This is a genomic window from Rhodococcoides kroppenstedtii, assembly GCF_900111805.1.
Classification (GTDB): Bacteria; Actinomycetota; Actinomycetes; order Mycobacteriales; family Mycobacteriaceae; genus Rhodococcoides; species Rhodococcoides kroppenstedtii.
Map to the genome: position 1 here is coordinate 98,715 of NZ_FOJN01000005.1, position 18,184 is coordinate 116,898.

The 18,184-nt window shown below is 71.9% G+C and carries 16 protein-coding genes; all 16 read right to left on the minus strand.

Annotated features, from left to right (window positions below; all coding sequences use genetic code 11):
* Positions 1-49 precede the first annotated feature (49 nt).
* The gene (locus BMZ18_RS07615; RefSeq protein WP_068362051.1) at positions 50-760 is read right to left on the minus strand and encodes an SGNH/GDSL hydrolase family protein; all 711 of its coding nucleotides are present in this window, start codon (positions 758-760) and stop codon (positions 50-52) included.
* Positions 757-2,250 carry an RsmB/NOP family class I SAM-dependent RNA methyltransferase gene (locus tag BMZ18_RS07620; protein ID WP_068362055.1) on the minus strand — a complete coding sequence of 498 codons (1,494 nt, stop codon included), beginning with the start codon at positions 2,248-2,250 and terminating at the stop codon, positions 757-759. Before BMZ18_RS07620 ends, BMZ18_RS07615 begins: the two co-directional genes overlap by 4 nt.
* Positions 2,247-3,170, minus strand: coding sequence for a methionyl-tRNA formyltransferase (gene fmt, locus BMZ18_RS07625; protein ID WP_068362058.1), 924 nt, complete (start codon positions 3,168-3,170; stop codon positions 2,247-2,249). The genes BMZ18_RS07620 and fmt overlap by 4 nt, the downstream gene beginning before the upstream one ends.
* 5 nt (positions 3,171-3,175) lie before the next feature.
* Positions 3,176-5,200 (minus strand): primosomal protein N', encoded by a 2,025-nt coding sequence (locus BMZ18_RS07630; RefSeq protein ID WP_211267476.1) that lies wholly within the window; start codon positions 5,198-5,200, stop codon positions 3,176-3,178.
* Positions 5,197-6,411 carry a methionine adenosyltransferase gene (metK, locus tag BMZ18_RS07635; RefSeq protein WP_068362064.1) on the minus strand — a complete coding sequence of 405 codons (1,215 nt, stop codon included), beginning with the start codon at positions 6,409-6,411 and terminating at the stop codon, positions 5,197-5,199. Before metK ends, BMZ18_RS07630 begins: the two co-directional genes overlap by 4 nt.
* Before the next feature lie 99 nt (positions 6,412-6,510).
* Entirely contained in the window at positions 6,511-7,800 is a 1,290-nt protein-coding gene (gene coaBC / locus BMZ18_RS07640) for a bifunctional phosphopantothenoylcysteine decarboxylase/phosphopantothenate--cysteine ligase CoaBC (RefSeq protein ID WP_068362067.1), read from the minus strand.
* Entirely contained in the window at positions 7,797-8,090 is a 294-nt protein-coding gene (gene rpoZ / locus BMZ18_RS07645; protein WP_068101049.1) for a DNA-directed RNA polymerase subunit omega, read from the minus strand. The genes coaBC and rpoZ overlap by 4 nt, the downstream gene beginning before the upstream one ends.
* Before the next feature lie 51 nt (positions 8,091-8,141).
* Positions 8,142-8,726, minus strand: coding sequence for a guanylate kinase (gene gmk, locus BMZ18_RS07650; protein WP_068105634.1), 585 nt, complete (start codon positions 8,724-8,726; stop codon positions 8,142-8,144).
* Positions 8,727-8,802: 76 nt separating this feature from the next.
* Complete coding sequence (gene mihF / locus BMZ18_RS07655) at positions 8,803-9,123, minus strand: integration host factor, actinobacterial type (RefSeq protein ID WP_068101046.1); 321 nt, start codon at positions 9,121-9,123, stop codon at positions 8,803-8,805.
* A 218-nt stretch (positions 9,124-9,341) separates the two neighbouring features.
* Complete coding sequence (pyrF, locus tag BMZ18_RS07660) at positions 9,342-10,181, minus strand: orotidine-5'-phosphate decarboxylase (RefSeq protein ID WP_244516456.1); 840 nt, start codon at positions 10,179-10,181, stop codon at positions 9,342-9,344.
* A gap of 11 nt (positions 10,182-10,192) precedes the next feature.
* Positions 10,193-13,603 (minus strand): carbamoyl-phosphate synthase large subunit, encoded by a 3,411-nt coding sequence (gene carB / locus BMZ18_RS07665; protein ID WP_068362070.1) that lies wholly within the window; start codon positions 13,601-13,603, stop codon positions 10,193-10,195.
* On the minus strand, positions 13,603-14,757 hold the full coding sequence (carA, locus tag BMZ18_RS07670; RefSeq protein ID WP_068101042.1) for a glutamine-hydrolyzing carbamoyl-phosphate synthase small subunit: 1,155 nt from the start codon (positions 14,755-14,757) through the stop codon (positions 13,603-13,605). The genes carB and carA overlap by 1 nt, the downstream gene beginning before the upstream one ends.
* Positions 14,754-15,287, minus strand: a complete 534-nt coding sequence (locus BMZ18_RS07675; protein ID WP_235606512.1) for a PH-like domain-containing protein — start codon at positions 15,285-15,287, stop codon at positions 14,754-14,756. The genes carA and BMZ18_RS07675 overlap by 4 nt, the downstream gene beginning before the upstream one ends.
* Entirely contained in the window at positions 15,287-16,579 is a 1,293-nt protein-coding gene (locus BMZ18_RS07680) for a dihydroorotase (RefSeq protein WP_068362073.1), read from the minus strand. The genes BMZ18_RS07675 and BMZ18_RS07680 overlap by 1 nt, the downstream gene beginning before the upstream one ends.
* Entirely contained in the window at positions 16,576-17,520 is a 945-nt protein-coding gene (locus BMZ18_RS07685) for an aspartate carbamoyltransferase catalytic subunit (RefSeq protein WP_068362077.1), read from the minus strand. The genes BMZ18_RS07680 and BMZ18_RS07685 overlap by 4 nt, the downstream gene beginning before the upstream one ends.
* Positions 17,517-18,119, minus strand: coding sequence for a bifunctional pyr operon transcriptional regulator/uracil phosphoribosyltransferase PyrR (gene pyrR / locus BMZ18_RS07690; RefSeq protein WP_068362080.1), 603 nt, complete (start codon positions 18,117-18,119; stop codon positions 17,517-17,519). Before pyrR ends, BMZ18_RS07685 begins: the two co-directional genes overlap by 4 nt.
* Between the last annotated feature and the right edge of the window lie 65 nt (positions 18,120-18,184).

The following is an 18,184-nucleotide window of genomic DNA, read 5'->3' on the forward strand; positions in this document are numbered from 1 at the left end:
GGGGACGTATCGGTAGGAGCCACGGGCATGGAGCCTAACCGGGTCCCCGTCACCCCAGCAGCCCCGGTTCCACGACGTCCACGGCATCGTCGATGGCGTCGGCGAGCAGGAACTGGCCGGCGTCGGTGGGGTGATCCCCGTCGTCCTGGATGATCGCCGGGTCGGCGAGCCATCCCGCGTCGAGGGTGTCGACATAGTCCACGTTCGAGGCGAGCGCCGCGGCCTCCACCGCGGAATCGACGTCGCGCAGTTCCGCCGGGACCGGGACGTCGCCGCTCCAGATGGGGCCGACGGCCACGACCTCGGCCGCCGGAGCTCCGGCGTGCAGCCGGGCGAACAGCGTCAGAGCGGCCTCGTACACCTCGGTCGGGTCCTCGTCCACGTCGTTCTCGCTGCCGACCACCAGCACGACGTCGGGATCCGCGGCCACGGCGTCGTCGACCTCGTCGCCGAACGTTCCCCACTCGTCGTCACCCGCCACGTAGCCGGCACCGCCGAGACTGACGTTGATCAGGTCGAAGCCGTGTTCGTCGGCGAGCACCTCCGGCCAGACCACGTCGTTGCCGGAGCCCGACGAGAAGGAGTCGCCGAGGACGGCCACCCGCTCCGGTGAGGCCGTCGCGGCGTTCTCGGCGACGGCGACGGACGCCGGCACCGGATCGGGAGCGGCGACCGGGGCGGTCGACGTCGTTCCGGCCGCGCACCCGGCGCCCAGCAGTGCCAGCCCGGCGAGTACGGCCACCGCACCGCGCGTGGTCATTGCGCACCGCCGGGACGTCGCAGGGCCGCGAAGAACATGGCGTCGGTGCCGTGCCGGTGCGGCCACAGCTGAACGTGGGTTCCGGCCGATCCGTCGCGCCCCGGCGTCGGCCGCGTCGATCGCGGCACACCCGGCACCGTCACCCCGGTGTCGAGACCGATCAACCCATGGCGTCGCACCGCGTCACCGACCACGCCGATCGTCTCGGACAGGTGCGGCGAGCAGGTCGCGTAGACCACGACCCCGCCCGGGCGGACGAGCGCGACGGCTGCGGCGAGCAGCTCGCGTTGCAGAGCGACCAGGCCCGCGACGTCCTCCGGCCGACGACGCCAGCGCGCCTCGGGGCGGCGACGCAGTGCTCCGAGCCCGGTACACGGCGCGTCGACGAGGATGCGGTCGTAGCCCGGCTCGAGACCGCTGGACCGACCGTCGACGGTGTGCACCGTGACCGGCAGGTCGCGCGTCGACGACCGCACCAGATCGGCGCGATGCTCGGACGGCTCCACCGCGTCGACGGTCACACCGTCCACGGCCGCCAGTGCGCCCAGCAGTGCGGCCTTGCCGCCGGGCCCCGCGCACAGGTCCAGCCAGCGGCCGCCGTCGTCACCCTCGAGGGGCGCCTCGACGAGCGCTCGGGCGACGAGCTGACTGCCCTCGTCCTGCACGCCGGCCAGTCCCTCGCGTACCGCGTCGAGGCGGCCGGGATCCCCGCCGTCCAGGTGCACGGCGTAGGGCGACCACGGACCGACCTCGCCACCGGTGACCAGGGCCAGCTCGTCCGCCGAGATCTCCCCCGGCCGTGCGACCAGGTGGACGGCCGGGCGCGCGTCGTCCGCCGCGAGCAGTTCGTCGAGTTCGCCGGCGTCCGCGCCGAGAGCGTCGTGGAAGGCCTGCGCGATCCACGTCGGGTGCGCATGACGGAAGGCCGCGTTCCCCACGGGGTCGCGGTCGGCCGGCGGGGCCAACTCCGCGACCCAGTCGGCCTCGGTGCGTTCGGACACGCGCCGCAGCACGGCGTTGACGAAGCCGGACTTCCCGGGGCCGGCCTCGGCGCGCACCATGTCCACGGACGTCGCCACCGCGGCGTGCTGGGCGATGCGGGTGCGCAGGAGCTGGTAGGCCCCGAGGCGGAGGACGTCGAGCAGCGGCCCGTCGATCTCCTCGACCGAGCGTGATGCCGCGTGCGCGATCACGGCGTCCAGCAGTCCGCGAGCGCGCGAGGCGCCGTAGGCGAGTTCGGTGGCCAGCGCCGCGTCCCGCTCACCGAGACGCCGCTCGCGGAGCAGGGCGGGCAGGACGAGGTTGGCGTAGGCGTCCCGCTCCCGGACCGCGCGCAGGACGTCGCGTGCCGCGACGCGCGCGGGGTCGAGTCCGGCCTCCGCGGGGTTCGGGCGGTTCGCCTGGCGGGGTCGGGTGTTGCTCCGCGCCGGGTTGCCGGCACGGGTCCTGGACGGGCGACGCTTGCCGGAGCGACCCTGATTCTCGCTCATCGGATCACCGCCCCGTCCACGTCCCGCGCTCCTCGTGCCCAGTCGGTCGCCGCCATCTGCTTCTTCCCCTGAGCCTGTACCCAGCTCAACTCCACCGCGGCGGTGGCGGTTCCCACCAGCACGGCCCGCTTGCGCACCTCGACGACGCCGGGAGGCAACGATTCCTCCGTGACGGTCACGGGGCCCAGCTTGAGGCGCTGATCGTGGAGCTCGGCCCACGCCCCGGGTGCCGGTGTGACACTGCGCACGTGGCGGTCCACGGCGACCGCGGGACGGGTGAAGTCGACCCGCGCGGCGTCCACGGTGACCTTCGGGGCCACCGAGACGCCGTCGGTCGACTGCGGCACCGCGGTCAGTGCGCCGTCCTCGAGACCGTCCATCGTCGCCTCCAGCAGCCCGGCGCCGCTCTCGGCCAGGCGGCCGAGCAGATCGCCCGCGGTGTCGTCGGCGCGCACGGTCTCGGTGACCACTCCGAACACCGGCCCCGTGTCCAGCCCCTCCTCGATGCGGAACGTCGTGGCACCGGTCACCTCGTCTCCCGCGGCGAGGGCGGCCTGGACCGGAGCGGCGCCCCGCCACGCCGGGAGCAGCGAGAAGTGCAGGTTGACCCAGCCGTGGCGGGGCAGCTCGAGCAGCGGCGGACGCAGGAGCGCCCCGTAGGCGACGACGGGACAGCAGTCCGGCTCCCACTCGGCCAGCGTGCGCAGGGCGTCGGCGTCGCCCGGTCGGTGCGGCTGGAGCACCGGGATCGCGTGCTCGTCCGCCAACTGTGCGACGGGCGAGCGCACCACCCGGCGACCCCGTCCGGCAACCGTGTCGGGGCGGGTGAGTACGCCCACCACCTCGTGTCGGGGCGAAGCGAGCAGACGTCGCAGAGCGGGCAGAGCGGGTTCGGGAGTTCCGGCGAAGACGAGACGCACGCGGGTCAGCCTATGCGGAGCGGGTCGACCTGGATGCGCAGCGCCGACGTCGTCGCCTTCTTCGCCCCGACCACCGCGCGGGCTTCGGCCAGGGCGCGGGCGAGCGCCGACCCCGACCGTCGGGGCACCCGCAGCAGCACACGTTCGACGGGGGCGGACGGGTCCTCGGCGCTGTCGGCGCCGACCGGTGGGCGCTCCCCCGGCGGCAGGTCGACGGGTCCTAAGGTGACGGTGTCCGGGGGCAGCCGTGCAGCGTCGAGCAGCGTCCGCACCGCGTCGGGCGCACCGTCCACCGCGGCAAGGTGCACGGCGGGCGGGAATCCCACCTCGGCGCGTTCGGCGAGCTCGGCGGCGGCGTGACCGACCGGGTCCCACCGGATCAACGCCTGGACGGCGGGCAGGTCCGCCTCGGCGACCACCACCACCTCGCCGCCCTCCGACGCGGGGACGACGGCGGCCGCCGCGGACATCCAGCGTCGCACCGTCTGCTCCGCGGCCCGCAGATCCGCCCGGCCCAGCATCGCCCACCCGTCGAGCAGCAGCGCGGCGCCGTATCCCCCCTCGGCGACGGGCTCCGCGCCGACCGTAGCGACCACCAGGGACGGTCCGGCGGGCACCGACGCCAGCACCGCGCTGCCCCCGGACTGTCGCACCGTGACGCCGCTGAACGCCCGGCCCAGTTCCTCCGCCGTGCGCCCCGCACCGATCACCGTCGCTCGCAGCGCTCGCGACCCGCAGGTCGGGCACGAGTACGCCGCGTCCGCGGTGCCGCACCAGCGACACGTGGGGCTGCCGACGCCGTCGGCGCCGGGTGCCGACGGCAACGCCAGCGGACCGTGGCATCGGCGACAGCGCGCCGGGGTGCGGCACTTCCCGCAGGCCAGCGACGGCACATAGCCCCGCCGAGGCACCTGGACCAGGACGGGCCGGCCGGCGGCCAACGCCGTGCGGGCGGCCGCGAAGGCGACCGCGGGCAGTCGGGCGGCGCGGGCGGACGGGTCGCGCACGAGGGCGTGCTCGCTGTCGGCCAGCGCGGTGATGCGCGGCGCCGCGGCGCGCACGGTGTCCCGCGCGGCGAGCAGATCCTGCGCCCACCCGGATTCGACCAGCGCCTGCGCCTCGGCCGTGCGCGCGACGCCGCCCACCACCGCCGCGGTCCCGGCGCGATGGGCACGCAGCAGCGCGACGTCGCGGGCGTGCGGATAGGGCGCGCGCGGTTCCACCAGCGACTCGTCGCCGTCGTCCCACACCACGACCAGCGCGAGGTCGTGGACGGGTGCGAACACGGCACTGCGCGTGCCGACCGCCACCCGGGCCGTGCCGCGGGCGACGGCGAGCCAACGACGGTAGCGCTCGGCGGGCCCGAGGCCGGCGGACAGCACCGAGACGGCAGTGGGGTCGAGGACACCGAGACAGGCGGCCTCGACCCGGTCGAGGTCGCGTTGATCGGGCACGAGGAGCAGGGCGCCGCGACCCGTCGCGACCGTCGCGGCCGCCAGGTCGGCGAGGCGAGCCGGCCAGTCCTCCCCCGGCACGGCCTGCCACACCGCCCGCGGCGCCCGTCCGTCGGCGAGGGCGGCGACGAACTCCCGGCCGTGCCGATACCGTGCCCACCCGTCGCTCGACACGGTGGGCGCGGCGGATGCGCCGGACGCTCGTGCCTGCGTCTCGACGCGGGCGTGACGCGGCGGGACGGCCAGGCGCAGCACATCGGACCGCGTGCCCGCGTATCGCGCCGCCACGGCCGTCACCAGGTCGGCGACCTCCGCGGTGAGCACCACTTCCGGGGAGACCACCTTGTCCATGAAGCCCAGCTTGCCGGGGTGGTCGGTCGTGTCCCGACGCTCGATCAGGAACCCGTCGACCAGACGGCCGGCGAACCGCACACGCACGCGGACACCGGGTTGCGCGGCCTCGTCCCACTCGACCGGGACCAGGTAGTCGAAGTCCCGGTCGAGGTGGGCGAGCGCGAGCAGCGGGACCACGCGCGCGATCGGCGCGCACTCCGCCGGCCGCGGAGTGCCGGTCAGAGCCCCGCGGCCGACCGCAGCTTCTCGGCGCGGTCGGTGTTCTCCCAGGGCAGGTCGATGTCCGTGCGACCGAAGTGGCCGTAGGCCGCCGTGGGTGCGTAGATCGGACGCAGCAGGTCGAGATCCCGGATGATCGCGCCGGGACGCAGGTCGAACACCTCGGTGATGGCCGACTGGATCTTCGCGGGGTCGACGTTCTCGGAGCCGAAGGTCTCCACGAACAGTCCGACGGGCGCGGCCTTGCCGATCGCGTAGGCGACCTGCACCTCGACCCGCTCGGCCAGATCTGCCGCGACGACGTTCTTCGCGACCCAGCGCATCGCGTATGCGGCGCTGCGGTCCACCTTCGACGGGTCCTTGCCGGAGAAGGCGCCGCCGCCGTGCCGGGCCCAGCCGCCGTAGGTGTCGACGATGATCTTGCGACCGGTCAACCCGGCATCGCCCATCGGGCCACCGAGGACGAACTTGCCCGTGGGGTTGACCAGCAGGCGCACCGACGACGTGTCGAGCGTGTCGTGGACGAGATCGGCGACGACCGCGTCGAGCACGTGCGTCCGGATGTCCGGGGTGAGCATGTTCTCGAGGTCGATGTCGGCCGCGTGCTGAGTGGAGACCACGACCGTGTCGAGCCGGACCGGACGAGCGCCGTCGTACTCGATGGTGACCTGCGTCTTGCCGTCCGGCCGCAGGTACGGCAGCACCTCGGTCTTGCGCACCTCGGTGAGCCGACGCGACAGACGGTGCGCCAACGCGATCGGCAGCGGCATCATCTCGGGAGTGTCCTTGATGGCGTACCCGAACATCAGGCCCTGGTCACCGGCGCCCTGGCGATCGATCTCGTCGTCCGTGAGGCCCTCGACGCGCGATTCGTACGCGTTGTCGACGCCCTGCGCGATCTCCGGCGACTGAGCACCGATGGCGACGTTGACGCCGCAGGAGTTGCCGTCGAAGCCCTTGGCCGACGAGTCGTAGCCGATCTCGAGCACCTTCTCGCGCACGATGTGAGGGATGTCGGCGTAGGCGGTGGTGTTGACCTCGCCGGCGACGTGCACCTGGCCGGTGGTCACCAGAGTCTCCACCGCGACCCGTGCCCGGGGGTCCTCGGTGAGGAGCGCGTCGAGAATCGAGTCGCTGATGGCGTCACAGATCTTGTCGGGATGACCCTCGGTGACCGATTCGCTGGTGAAGAGCCGACGTGCGGACGTGCTCACAGATGTTTCCTCTCGTACACGGACAGGGCTACCGCCGACCGGGTACCCCGAATCGGTGGGGACAGCAGGACCGGGCGTCACCGACCACTCGCGCACGAATCAGCGCGAGTCGCCGGTGTTCGTACACTGCCCGTCCGCGGTGGTCGGCGCGAGCAGCGGGGTCAACGCGTCGAGCACCCGCGAGGCCATGAGTGCTTTCGACCCGTGCGCGAGCGCCGTCTCGGATCCGTCCGTGGACAGGATCCAGCCGGCGTTGCTGTCCATCTCGAACGCCTTGCCCTCACCGACGGCGTTCACCACGAGGAGGTCGCACTTCTTGCGCGCGAACTTGGCGCGGGCGTGGGTGAGGACGTCGCCGTTCTCGTCACCGGTCTCGGCGGCGAATCCGACGATGGCCGTCTCGGCCCGCAACTCGCCGTCGGCGCGCGCGGCGACCAGGCCCGCCAGGATGTCGTCGTTACGGGTGAGCGGCACGGTGTCCGGCTCGTCCGCACCCTTCTTGATCTTGCTGGTGGCGACGGTGCTGGGCCGGAAGTCCGCGACGGCGGCGGCCATGATCACGGCATCGGCGTGCCCGGCGGCCTCCCGGACGGCGGTCTGCATGTCCTGCGCGGTCCGGACCGGCACCACGGTCACCGCCGACGGCGGCGCGAGGTCGGACGTGTAGCCCGAGACGAGGGTGACCCGTGCGCCGCGCTGGGCGGCGACGCGGGCGAGGGCGTACCCCTGCTTGCCGGAACTGCGGTTGCCGAGGAAGCGCACCGGATCGAGCGGTTCGCGGGTGCCGCCCGCCGAGATCACGAGGTGGCGACCCTCGAGCGAGCGGGGCAGCGCGTCGGCGCGCTCGGCGAGCAGCTCGGCGACCGCGGCGATCTCGTCGGGCTCGGGAAGGCGGCCCGGACCGGTGTCCTTGCCGGTCAGGCGGCCCGACGCGGGCTCGATCACGACGGTCCCGCGCCGCCGCAGCGTGGCGACGTTGTCCACGGTGGCGGGGTGTTCCCACATCTCGGTGTGCATCGCGGGGGCGAACACCACCGGGCACCGGGCGGTAAGCAGCGTCGCGGTCAGCAGGTCGTCCGCCCGGCCCGCAGCGACACGCGCCATCAGGTCGGCCGTCGCCGGGGCGACGACCACCAGGTCGGCCTCCTGCCCGAGTCGCACGTGCGGGACCTCGGGCACGTCGGCGAAGACGCCGGTGTGCACGGGGTTGCCGGACAGTGCCTCGAAGGTGGCCCGCCCGACGAACTGCAGGGCGGACTCGGTGGGGACGACGCGGACGTCGTCCCCGGCCTCGGTGAAGTGACGGATCACTCCGCAGGCCTTGTAGGCGGCGATGCCGCCGCCGACACCGACGACGACGCGTCGGCGCTGCGAGGACAGCGGACTCACTCGCCTTCGACGTGCTCGAGCAGGTCGGCGTGGATCTCACGGAGCGCGATCGAGAGCGGCTTCTCCTGCAGACCCGGCTCGACCAGGGGGCCGACGTACTCGAGGATGCCGTCGCCGAGCTGGTTGTAGTAGTCGTTGATCTGGCGAGCACGCTTGGCGGCGTAGATCACCAGGGCGTACTTGGACGACGTGCGGTCGAGCAGTTCGTCGATGGGCGGGTTGGTGATGCCCAGGGGGGTGTCGTATGCAGCGATCTCGGAACGCGACACGCCTGCTACGGGACTACTCACGAAATGCTCCTGAATGCTTTTCGAACGCTGTGGCCGGAGCGGATGCTCCGACTAGGGACGGTCGTCGCCGGGGACTGCGGGGTCCACCGGGTCGCCGTCGACCAACAAGGATACCAACTGGGCACTCGCTCGCTCGACATCGTCGTTCACCACGACCGTGTCGAACTCGCCCTGTGCCGCCAATTCCTCGCGTGCGGTGTCGAGCCGACGCGCGACGACGTCCGGTGGTTCCGTCCCGCGGCCCGTCAGTCGCGTCACCAGATCCTCCCAGGACGGCGGGGCGAGGAAGACGAGCCGAGCCTCGGGCGCGGCGGCCCGCACGGCGCGGGCGCCCTGGAGGTCCACCTCGAGCAGGACCGGGTCCCCGGCGGCCAGTGCGCGGCGGACCGGTTCGGCCGGCGTTCCGCTGCGGTGCAGACCGCGGTGGATCTCGGCCCACTCGAGCAGCTCACCGGCCTCGATCATGCGGTCGAACTCGGCGGGGGCGACGAAGCGGTAGTCCCGTCCGTCCACCTCGCCGGGTCGGGGCGCCCTCGTGGTGGCCGAGACACTGAAGAACAGGTCCGGCAGGGCCGCGCGAACGCGGGCCACCACGGTGGACTTCCCGACGGCGGAGGGGCCGGCCAGAACTACCAGCCGACCCCTCCCCGGTGCGGTGACGGTGGCACGGTCGGACGCTCGCGCCCGGGTGTCACTGTCGGACACGCGCCTGTCAGGCTTCGAAATCGAACCGAGCGAGCAGCGCCTTGCGCTGACGATCGCCGAGACCGCGGAGACGACGCGTCGGGGCGATCTCCAGTTCGGTCATGATCTCCTGCGCCTTGACCTTGCCCACCTTGGGCAGGGCCTCGAGCAGCGCCGAGACCTTCATCTTGCCGAGGATCTCGTCCTCTTCGGCATCCTTGAGCACCTGCTTCAGATCGGTGCCGCCGCGCTTGAGGCGCTCCTTGAGCTCTGCCCTGGCACGACGTGCAGCTGCCGCCTTCTCCAGAGCAGCAGCGCGCTGCTCGTCGGTCAACTGGGGAAGGGCCACGGTTCCTCCGTCTCGTCGTTTGTGTATCGGTCGGCGTCCGCCGTCCGTCCGTGCCGAACGGCGCGTACGAGACGGTGAGTCCCGCACGGGGTGCGGCGCGGCGGAGAGGTCGGTCGACCGGTGTGCCACCGGTGTCGACCAGCGGCGATAGCGACCGTAGTCGGGCCTGCCCACGATTGCGAACCGGCCCCCCGCCCGTGTCGCGGACGGTGCGTCGGCTATGCGAGGGCCCGTTCGACCTCGTCACGAACCCGCCGTGCGGCGTCGCGGAGCGCCGTCACGTCCGGGCCGTGCCGCGCGATGTCACGAGAAGAGTTGGGCAGCAACAACTTCGATGCACCCTCGAACAAAGACGGCAGGTCGGCGGCCGATGCGCCCTGCGCGCCGAGCCCGGGAGCCAGGATCGGACCCGAGAATTCCCGCAGATCGAGACCGTGTCCGCGTGTCGCGCCGACCACCAGGCCCGCGACGGCGTCTCCGGCCTCCCGGTCGACCGCCTCCGCGGCGGAGACGACGTGCTGGGCCACGGTCTCACCCGACCCCGTGCGCGCGGTCTGGACCTGCTCGCCCTCGGGGTTCGACGTCCGGGCGAGGACGAACAGACCCGCCTCGTGCGCGACCGCGCGCCGCACGAAGGGCTCGAGGGCACCCGGACCGAGGTACGGGGACACCGTCACGGCGTCGGAGGCCAGCGGCGACGCCGGGTCCAGCCACGCGGCCGCGTACGCATCCGACGTGCTCCCGATGTCCCCGCGCTTGGCGTCGGCGATCACCAGGACCCCGGCCGAGCGCAGCGACGCGATGGTGCGTTCGAGCACCACGTAGCCCGCCGACCCGAAGCGCTCGAAGAACGCCACCTGCGGCTTGACGACGGCGACCTCGTCCGCGAACGCCGCCACGCACGTCTCGGCGAAGGCGGCGAGGCCCGCGGCGGTGTCCTCGAGCCCCCAGGACTCCAGAAGAGCCGCGTGCGGGTCGATACCGACGCAGAGCCGCCCCCGGGCGGTGACGGCCGCCTCGAGGCGGGTCCGCCACCGTCCTGCCACGGAACCGGTCACGACCGGGGCGGTCACGACGACGCAGCCGCCGTCTCGGCCACTCCGGTGACCGGGCCCTCCCCGGCGGTGGAGTAGGCCTCGAGTGTGCTGTGCAGGTCCTGCAGGGACCGGACCCCGATGTCACCGCGAATGCTCGCCTCGATGCCCTGCACGGCCGCGGCCGCGCCCTGCACCGTGGTGATGCACGGGATGTTGCGGGCGACAGCGGCGCTGCGGATCTCGTAACCATCGACGCGCGGCCCGTTGTTGCCGAACGGGGTGTTGAGCACCATGTGCACCTCGCCGTCCTTGATGAGGTCGACCACGGTGCGCTCCCCCTCGGCGACCACGTCGGAGTGCTTGCGCACCACGTCGCTGGCGATGCCGTTGCGGCGCAGCATCTCCGCAGTGCCCTCGGTCGCGAGGATGCGGAAACCCAGGTCCGCGAGCCGCTTGACCGGGAACACCATGGACCGCTTGTCGCGGTTGGCGATGGACACGAAGATCGAGCCGGCGAGGGGCAGCGAGCCGTAGGCGGCCGTCTGCGACTTGGCGAAAGCGGTGCCGAAGTCGCCGTCGATGCCCATGACCTCGCCGGTGGACTTCATCTCGGGACTGAGCAACGATTCGACGCTGCTGCCGTCGGCCTTGCGGAAGCGGTTGAACGGCAGCACGGCTTCCTTGACCGCCACCGGGGCGTCGAACGCGGCGTGTCCGCCGTCGCCCTCGGCCGGCAGTACGCCGTCGGCCCGCAACTCGGCGATGGTGGCGCCCAGCGCGATCCGCGCGGCCGCCTTGGCCAGCGGCACCGCCGTCGCCTTGGACACGAACGGCACCGTGCGCGACGCGCGGGGGTTGGCCTCGAGCACGTACAGCACGTCGTCCTTGAGGGCGTACTGCACGTTGAGCAGGCCTCGTACGCCGATACCGCGGGCGAGCGCCTCGGTGGACCGTCGCACGGCGTCGATGTCGGTGCGACCGAGAGTGATCGGCGGCAGGGCGCACGCTGAGTCGCCGGAGTGGATGCCGGCCTCCTCGATGTGCTCCATGACCCCGCCGAGGTAGACCTCGGTGCCGTCGCACAGGGCGTCGACGTCGATCTCGATCGCGTCCTCGAGGAATCGGTCCACCAGCACCGGATGCTCGGGCGTCAGTTCGGTCGAGCGGGAGATGTAGTCGTCCAGCGACGCCTCGTCGTAGACAATCTCCATACCCCGCCCACCGAGGACGTACGACGGCCGGACGAGGACCGGGTAGCCGATCTCGCCGGCGATGCGCTTGGCCCCGTCGAAGGTGGTCGCGGTGCCGAATTTCGGCGCCGGGAGGCCGGCGGCCACGAGGACCTCGCCGAACTCCTTGCGATCCTCGGCGAGATCGATGGCCTCGGGCGAGGTGCCGACGATGGGCACGCCGGCGTCCTGCAGGCGCTGCGCCAGGCCCAGCGGGGTCTGCCCGCCGAGCTGGCAGAGCACGCCCACCACGCCGGGTCCGCCGCGACCGGATTCCTTCTCGGCCAGGTAGACCTCGAGCACGTCCTCGAACGTGAGCGGCTCGAAGTAGAGGCGGTCGGCGGTGTCGTAGTCCGTCGAGACGGTCTCGGGGTTGCAGTTGACCATGACGGTCTCGTAGCCCGCCGCGGACAGCGTGGTGGCCGCATGGACGCAGGAGTAGTCGAACTCGATGCCCTGCCCGATGCGGTTGGGACCCGATCCGAGGATGAGGACCTTGCCGCGCTCGGTCTGCGGGGCGACCTCGGTCTCGGCGCCGGGGTCGAGCTCGTAGGACGAGTAGTGGTACGGCGTCTTGGCCTCGAACTCGGCGGCGCAGGTGTCCACCGTCTTGAACACCGGTCGCACGCCGAGCCGGTGGCGCAGCGAGCGGACACCGTCCTCGCCGGCGAGTTCCGGCCGCAGAGCGGCGATCTGCCGGTCGGACAGACCGGCGTGCTTCGCGCGCCGGAGCAGGTCCTCGTCGATCACCGGCGCATCGATCAGGCGTGCCCGCAGCTCCACCAGCCCGGCGATCTCGTCGACGAACCACGGGTCCACGCCGGACGCCGCGGCGACCTGCTCGACGGTGCCGCCCAGCCGCAGGGCGAGCTCGACATCGTAGATCCGACCCTCCGTCGCGACCTTCAGGTCCGCGAGCACGGCGTCGAGGTCACGGGCACGCTCGCCCGCCAGGACGTCGTCGGTCACCGTCCAGAATCCGGCGGCCTTGGTCTCGAGGGACCGGAGCACCTTGCCCAGCGCCTCGGTGAAGTTGCGGCCGAGAGCCATCGCCTCGCCCACCGACTTCATGGTCGTGGTGAGCGTGCCGTCGGCGCCGGGGAACTTCTCGAACGCGAACCGCGGGGCCTTGACCACCACGTAGTCGAGCGTCGGCTCGAAGCAGGCGGGGGTCTCGCGGGTGATGTCGTTGACGATCTCGTCCAGCGAGTACCCGACGGCGAGCTTGGCCGCGATCTTCGCGATCGGGAAGCCCGTCGCCTTCGAGGCCAGCGCACTCGACCGGGACACGCGCGGATTCATCTCGATGACGATGAGTCGGCCGTCCGCCGGGTTGATCGCGAACTGGATGTTGCAGCCGCCGGTGTCCACCCCGACCTCGCGCAGGATCGCGATGCCGAGGTCGCGCATGGTCTGGTACTCGCGGTCGGTCAGCGTCATCGCCGGCGCCACCGTCATCGAGTCACCGGTGTGCACGCCCATGGGGTCGACGTTCTCGATCGAGCAGACGATCACCACGTTGTCGCGGTTGTCGCGCATCAGCTCGAGCTCGTATTCCTTCCATCCGTAGATGGATTCCTCGATGAGCACGTTGGCCGACGGCGAGGCGTCGAGTCCGCCGCCGGCGAGCCGGTCGAGGTCCTCGTGCGTGTACGCCATGCCGGAGCCGAGTCCGCCCATGGTGAAGCTCGGGCGGATGACCACCGGCAGTCCGAGCTCGGCCACCGTGTCGTGGACCTCGTCCATCGTGTAGCAGACGCGCGAGCGGGCGCTCTCGCCGCCGACCTTCGCCACGATGTCCTTGAACTTCTGCCGGTCCTCACCGCGCTGGATGGCGTCGAAGTCCGCGCCGATGAGCTCGACGTCGTGCTTGGCCAGGATGCCCTGCTCGTGCAGCGCGACGGCGCAGTTGAGCGCGGTCTGACCACCGAGGGTCGCGAGCACGGCGTCGATGGGGTGGCCGGCCGCGGCCTCCTTCTCGATCACCTTCTCCACGAACGACGCCGTGATCGGCTCCACGTAGGTGGAGTCCGCGAACTCGGGGTCGGTCATGATCGTGGCGGGGTTGGAGTTGACCAGGCTGACGCGCAGGCCCTCCTCGCGCAGGACACGGCAGGCCTGGGTGCCCGAGTAGTCGAACTCGCAGGCCTGTCCGATGACGATCGGCCCGGAGCCGATGACCAGGATGTGCTTCAGGTCGGTACGCCGTGGCATTACTTGCCGACTTTCTTGTCGAGGAGGGTCAGGAACCGGTCGAAGAGGTACTCGGCGTCGTGCGGACCGGCGGCCGCCTCGGGGTGGTACTGCACCGAGAAGGCCGAATCGTCCAGCAGTCGAACCCCCTCCACCACACCGTCGTTCGCGCAGGTGTGGCTGACGATCGCGCGGCCGAACGGCGTGTCGAACTCCTCGCCCGCCTCGCCCTCGAGTGCGAACCCGTGGTTCTGCGACGTGATCGCGATCCGGCCGGTCTCGTGCTCGATCACCGGAATGTTCAGTCCGCGGTGGCCGAACTTCATCTTGTAGGTCCCGCGGCCCAGGGCGCGGCCGAGAATCTGGTTGCCGAAGCAGATGCCGAACATCGGCGTCCCGTCGCCGAGGACCTCCTCGGTCAGACGCACCACCGAGTCGGCGGTCGCCGGGTCGCCCGGACCGTTGGAGAGGAAGAAGCCGTCCGCGCCGATCTCGCGCACCTGATCGATGGTCGCCGTCGCCGGCACCACGTGAACGCGGATCCCGCGTCGCGCGAACATGCGCGGAGTGTTGGACTTGATCCCGAGGTCCACCGCCACCACCGAGTAGCGGGCCTCACCCTCGGGCTCGACCACGTAGCCCGAGGTGGTGCTGACCTCGCCGGCCAGGTCCGCCCCGGCCATCGACGGCTGGGACTGCACCCGCTCGACGAGCGTGTCGACGTCGGCCAGCGCGTCGCCGGAGAAGATGCCCGCCTTCATCGAGCCGCGGGTGCGCAGGTGACGGACCACCGCGCGGGTGTCGATCTCGGCGATGCCGACGACGTCCTGGCGACGCATCTCCTCGTCGAGCGTGCCGTTCGCGCGCCAGCTCGAGGCGCGGCGGCTCGCGTCGCGGATGGCGAACCCCGCCACCCACATCTTCGCGTCGTTCGCGGACCCGTCGGGGCCGACGGATTCGTTGTCCTCGCCGTTCCAACCGGTGTTGCCCACCTGCGGTGCGGTCGCGACCACGATCTGGCGGTGGTAGCTGGGATCGGTCAGGGTCTCCTGGTAGCCGGTCATACCGGTGCAGAACACGGCCTCGCCGAGGGTCTGACCCACGGCGCCGTACGCGGCTCCGCGGAAGACCCGCCCGTCCTCGAGGACCAGTGCCGCGGCGTCGGGCTTGCTCACGCCGTCTCCTTCTTCTCGATCGAATCGTCCGGACCGTCGTCCGGTGTGGTGTCGGGACGGTCCACCCACGCGGGGTAGACCGATTTGTCGTCGGCTCGAAAGCCGGTGTCGATCTCGGTGCCGGTGGGCAACTCCCACCGGATCACCAACAGGCCGTCGCGGGTCATGACCTTCCCGGCCAGTCCCCGCTCGGTCCGGATCGCGCGCAGCGAGTCCGTCGGCGCGAACACCGCCGACTCCCCCGTGCGCTCGAGGAGGATGCCCGCCTCGTAGCGCGTGAGGGTGCCGGTGGCGCGATGCCCGAGGTCACCGACGGCGATGCGGTTCTGCCAGCTCGGCGCGATGGTGGAGCCCACGTAGAGGCCCGTGCAGGGCGGGACGAGCACGGCCCCGAGGTCGGCGGGCACGGCCGGCAGCTCACCGATCACGTCCTGCTGGCGTCGCTGTCGGTTTCGCCAGCCCCACAGGATCAGCGCGATCATCGCCAACCAGAAGAGCAGGAAGGCCAGCACGAGCAGCACACGATCCATCAGGACACCTCACTCGTCGTGCGGCGGTGCGTCACGCGGCCGCGCAGCACCGTGGTGGTCACCACCGCCGGCAGCTCCAGCGCGTCGAACGGGGTGTTGGCGGACAGCGAGGCCAGATCCTGCGCCGCGACGGTCCAGCGCGTGTCCGGATCGACGACGGTCAGCGTCCCGGGCTCGCCGACGGCGATCGGACGCCCCTGATCGGTGAGACCGACGATCTCCGCGGGCCGTTCGCTCATGACGCGGGCGACGCCGCGCCAGTCCAGCAGGCCGGTCTCGACCATCGAGGCCACGACCACCGACAACGCGGTCTCGAGACCGAGCATGCCGGGGCGCGCCTGCGAGAACTCGCAGCACTTGTCCTGCTCGGCGTGCGGCGCGTGGTCGGTGGCGACGCAGTCCACGACGCCCGACGCCAGGGCCTCGCGCAGCGCGGCGACGTCGGAGACCTCGCGCAGGGGCGGGTTGACCCGGTTCACGGCGTCGTAGGTCTCGAGACGGGAGTCGTCGAGGAAGAGGTGGTGCGGGGTCACCTCGGCGGTAATGGCGATGTTCTGCTTCTTCGCCCAGTCCAGCAGCTGCACCGTTCCCGCGGTCGAGGCGTGACAGATGTGGACGCGGGCGCCGGCGTCGCGGGCCAGGATCGCGTCGCGCGCGACGATGGCCTCCTCGGCGGAGCGGGGCCACCCCGTCAGGCCCAGTCGTGCCGCGGTGGCGCCCTCGTGGGCCACGGCGTTCTCCGTCAGGCGCGGCTCTTCCGCGTGCTGCGCGACGACGACACCGAGACCGGCGGCGTACTCGAGCGCCCGCCGCATCAGCAGCGGATCGGCGACGCAGTGACCGTCGTCGGAGAAGAGCCGCACTCCGGCCTCCCCGGCGTGCATCGTGCCCATCTCGGCCAGCGCGGTGCCCTTCAGACCCACCGTGATCGCACCCACCGGGTGGATGTCCACCAGCCCGACCTCGCGACCGCGACGCCACACGTGGTCCGTCACCACCACCGAGTCGGCGACCGGCGAGGTGTTGGCCATGGCGAAGATCGCGGTGTAACCCCCGCGCGCCGCGGCGGCCGACCCCGTCTCGATGGTCTCGGTGTCCTCCCGTCCGGGCTCCCGGACGTGGGTGTGCAGATCGACGAAACCGGGCAGCACGATCGCGCCCGCGCCGTCGACCACCTCGGCCGACGGCGCGTCCAGGTCCGCCTCGATCCGCGTGATGATCCCGTCTTCGATCAGTACGTCCACCGGGTCGCCCTCGCCGTACGGACGCACCCGCCGCAGCAGCACGCTCATCGCGTCTCCTCCGATCCGATGAGGAGGCGGAACAGGACGGCCATGCGCACGTGAACTCCATTCTGAACCTGTTGCAGGACAGCGGTTTCGGGGGCGTCGGCGACGGAGAAGCCGATCTCCATGCCGCGCAGCATCGGGCCGGGGTGCAGCACCACCGCGTGCTCGGGGAGCAGCTCGAACCGGCGCTGATTCAGTCCGTAGCCGATCGAGTACTCCCGCGCGGACGGGAAGAACCCGCCGTTCATCCGCTCGGCCTGCACGCGCAGCATCATGACCGCGTCCAGGGCGGGCAGCTCCGCGTCGAGCGACGACGCCACCGTGACCGGCCAGGTCTCGATGCCGACCGGCAGCAGCGTGCGCGGCGCGATCACCACCACCTCGGCCCCGAGGGTCGCGAGCAACGTGGCGTTCGACCGGGCGACGCGGCTGTGCAGGACGTCGCCGACGATCGCGACACGACGGCCCTCGATGTCGCCGAGGCGCTGGCGCAACGTCAGGGCGTCGAGCAGCGCCTGGGTCGGGTGTTCGTGCGTACCGTCCCCGGCGTTGATCACCGCGGGACCCGTGCCGTCGGCGTTCGCCGTCCAGTCGGCGATCCGGTGCGCGGCCCCCGACGCCGGATGCCGGACCACCAGGGCGTCGGCACCCGCCGCGCGCAGGGTCAGCGCGGTGTCCCGCAACGATTCACCCTTGGACGCCGACGAACTCGACGCACTGACGTTGATGACGTCGGCGCTCATCCACTTCCCGGCGACCTCGAACGACACGCGGGTGCGGGTGGAGTTCTCGTAGAAGACCGTCATGACCGTCTTGCCGCGCAGAGTCGGCAGCTTCTTGACGTCCCGGCCCAGCAAGGCCTGCTCGAAGCGCTCCGCCTCGTCCAGGATCTCGGTGGCCTCGACGCGACTCAGGGCGGCCGTGGTCAGCAGGTGCCGGCTCATCGGAGGTCCTCCCCCGCCGACCCCGGCGACCCGGCCGACCGGAGCTCGACGCCGTCCCGGCCGTCGTGCTCGACCAGTAGCACCGACACGTCCTCGGACCGCGCCGTCGGCACGTTCTTGCCGACGTAGTCCGCGCGCAGCGGCAGTTCGCGGTGCCCGCGATCCACCAGGACCGCCAGCTGCACCGCGCGGGGCCGACCCAGGTCGCGCAGCGCGTCGAGCGCGGCGCGGACCGAGCGGCCGGAGAACAGGACGTCGTCGACCAGAACCACGAGGGCGCCGTCGACGCCCGTGTCCGGCACCGAGGTCCGCTCGAGCGCGCGGTGCGGCTTGCTGCGCAGGTCGTCCCGATAGAGCGTGATGTCCAGCGACCCCACGGGCGGCCGGGTGCCGGCGAACTCCTCGATGCGGGCTGCGAGCCGCTGCGCGAGAGTCGACCCCCGCGTCGGAATCCCGATGAGGATCAGTGGCGGCGCGCCGTCGGAGCCGACGGCGGTCTTCTCGATGATCTGATGCGCCATGCGCGCGACGGTCCGGCCGACGTCGGCGGCGGACAACAGCTCGCGGCTGTGCTGGGTAGCGTTCTCGTCGTCGGACACGAGAAACGGGACCTCCTTCTCCGCCTCACGGGACGGATCGTTAAAGGATGTCGAACGAGCAGAGT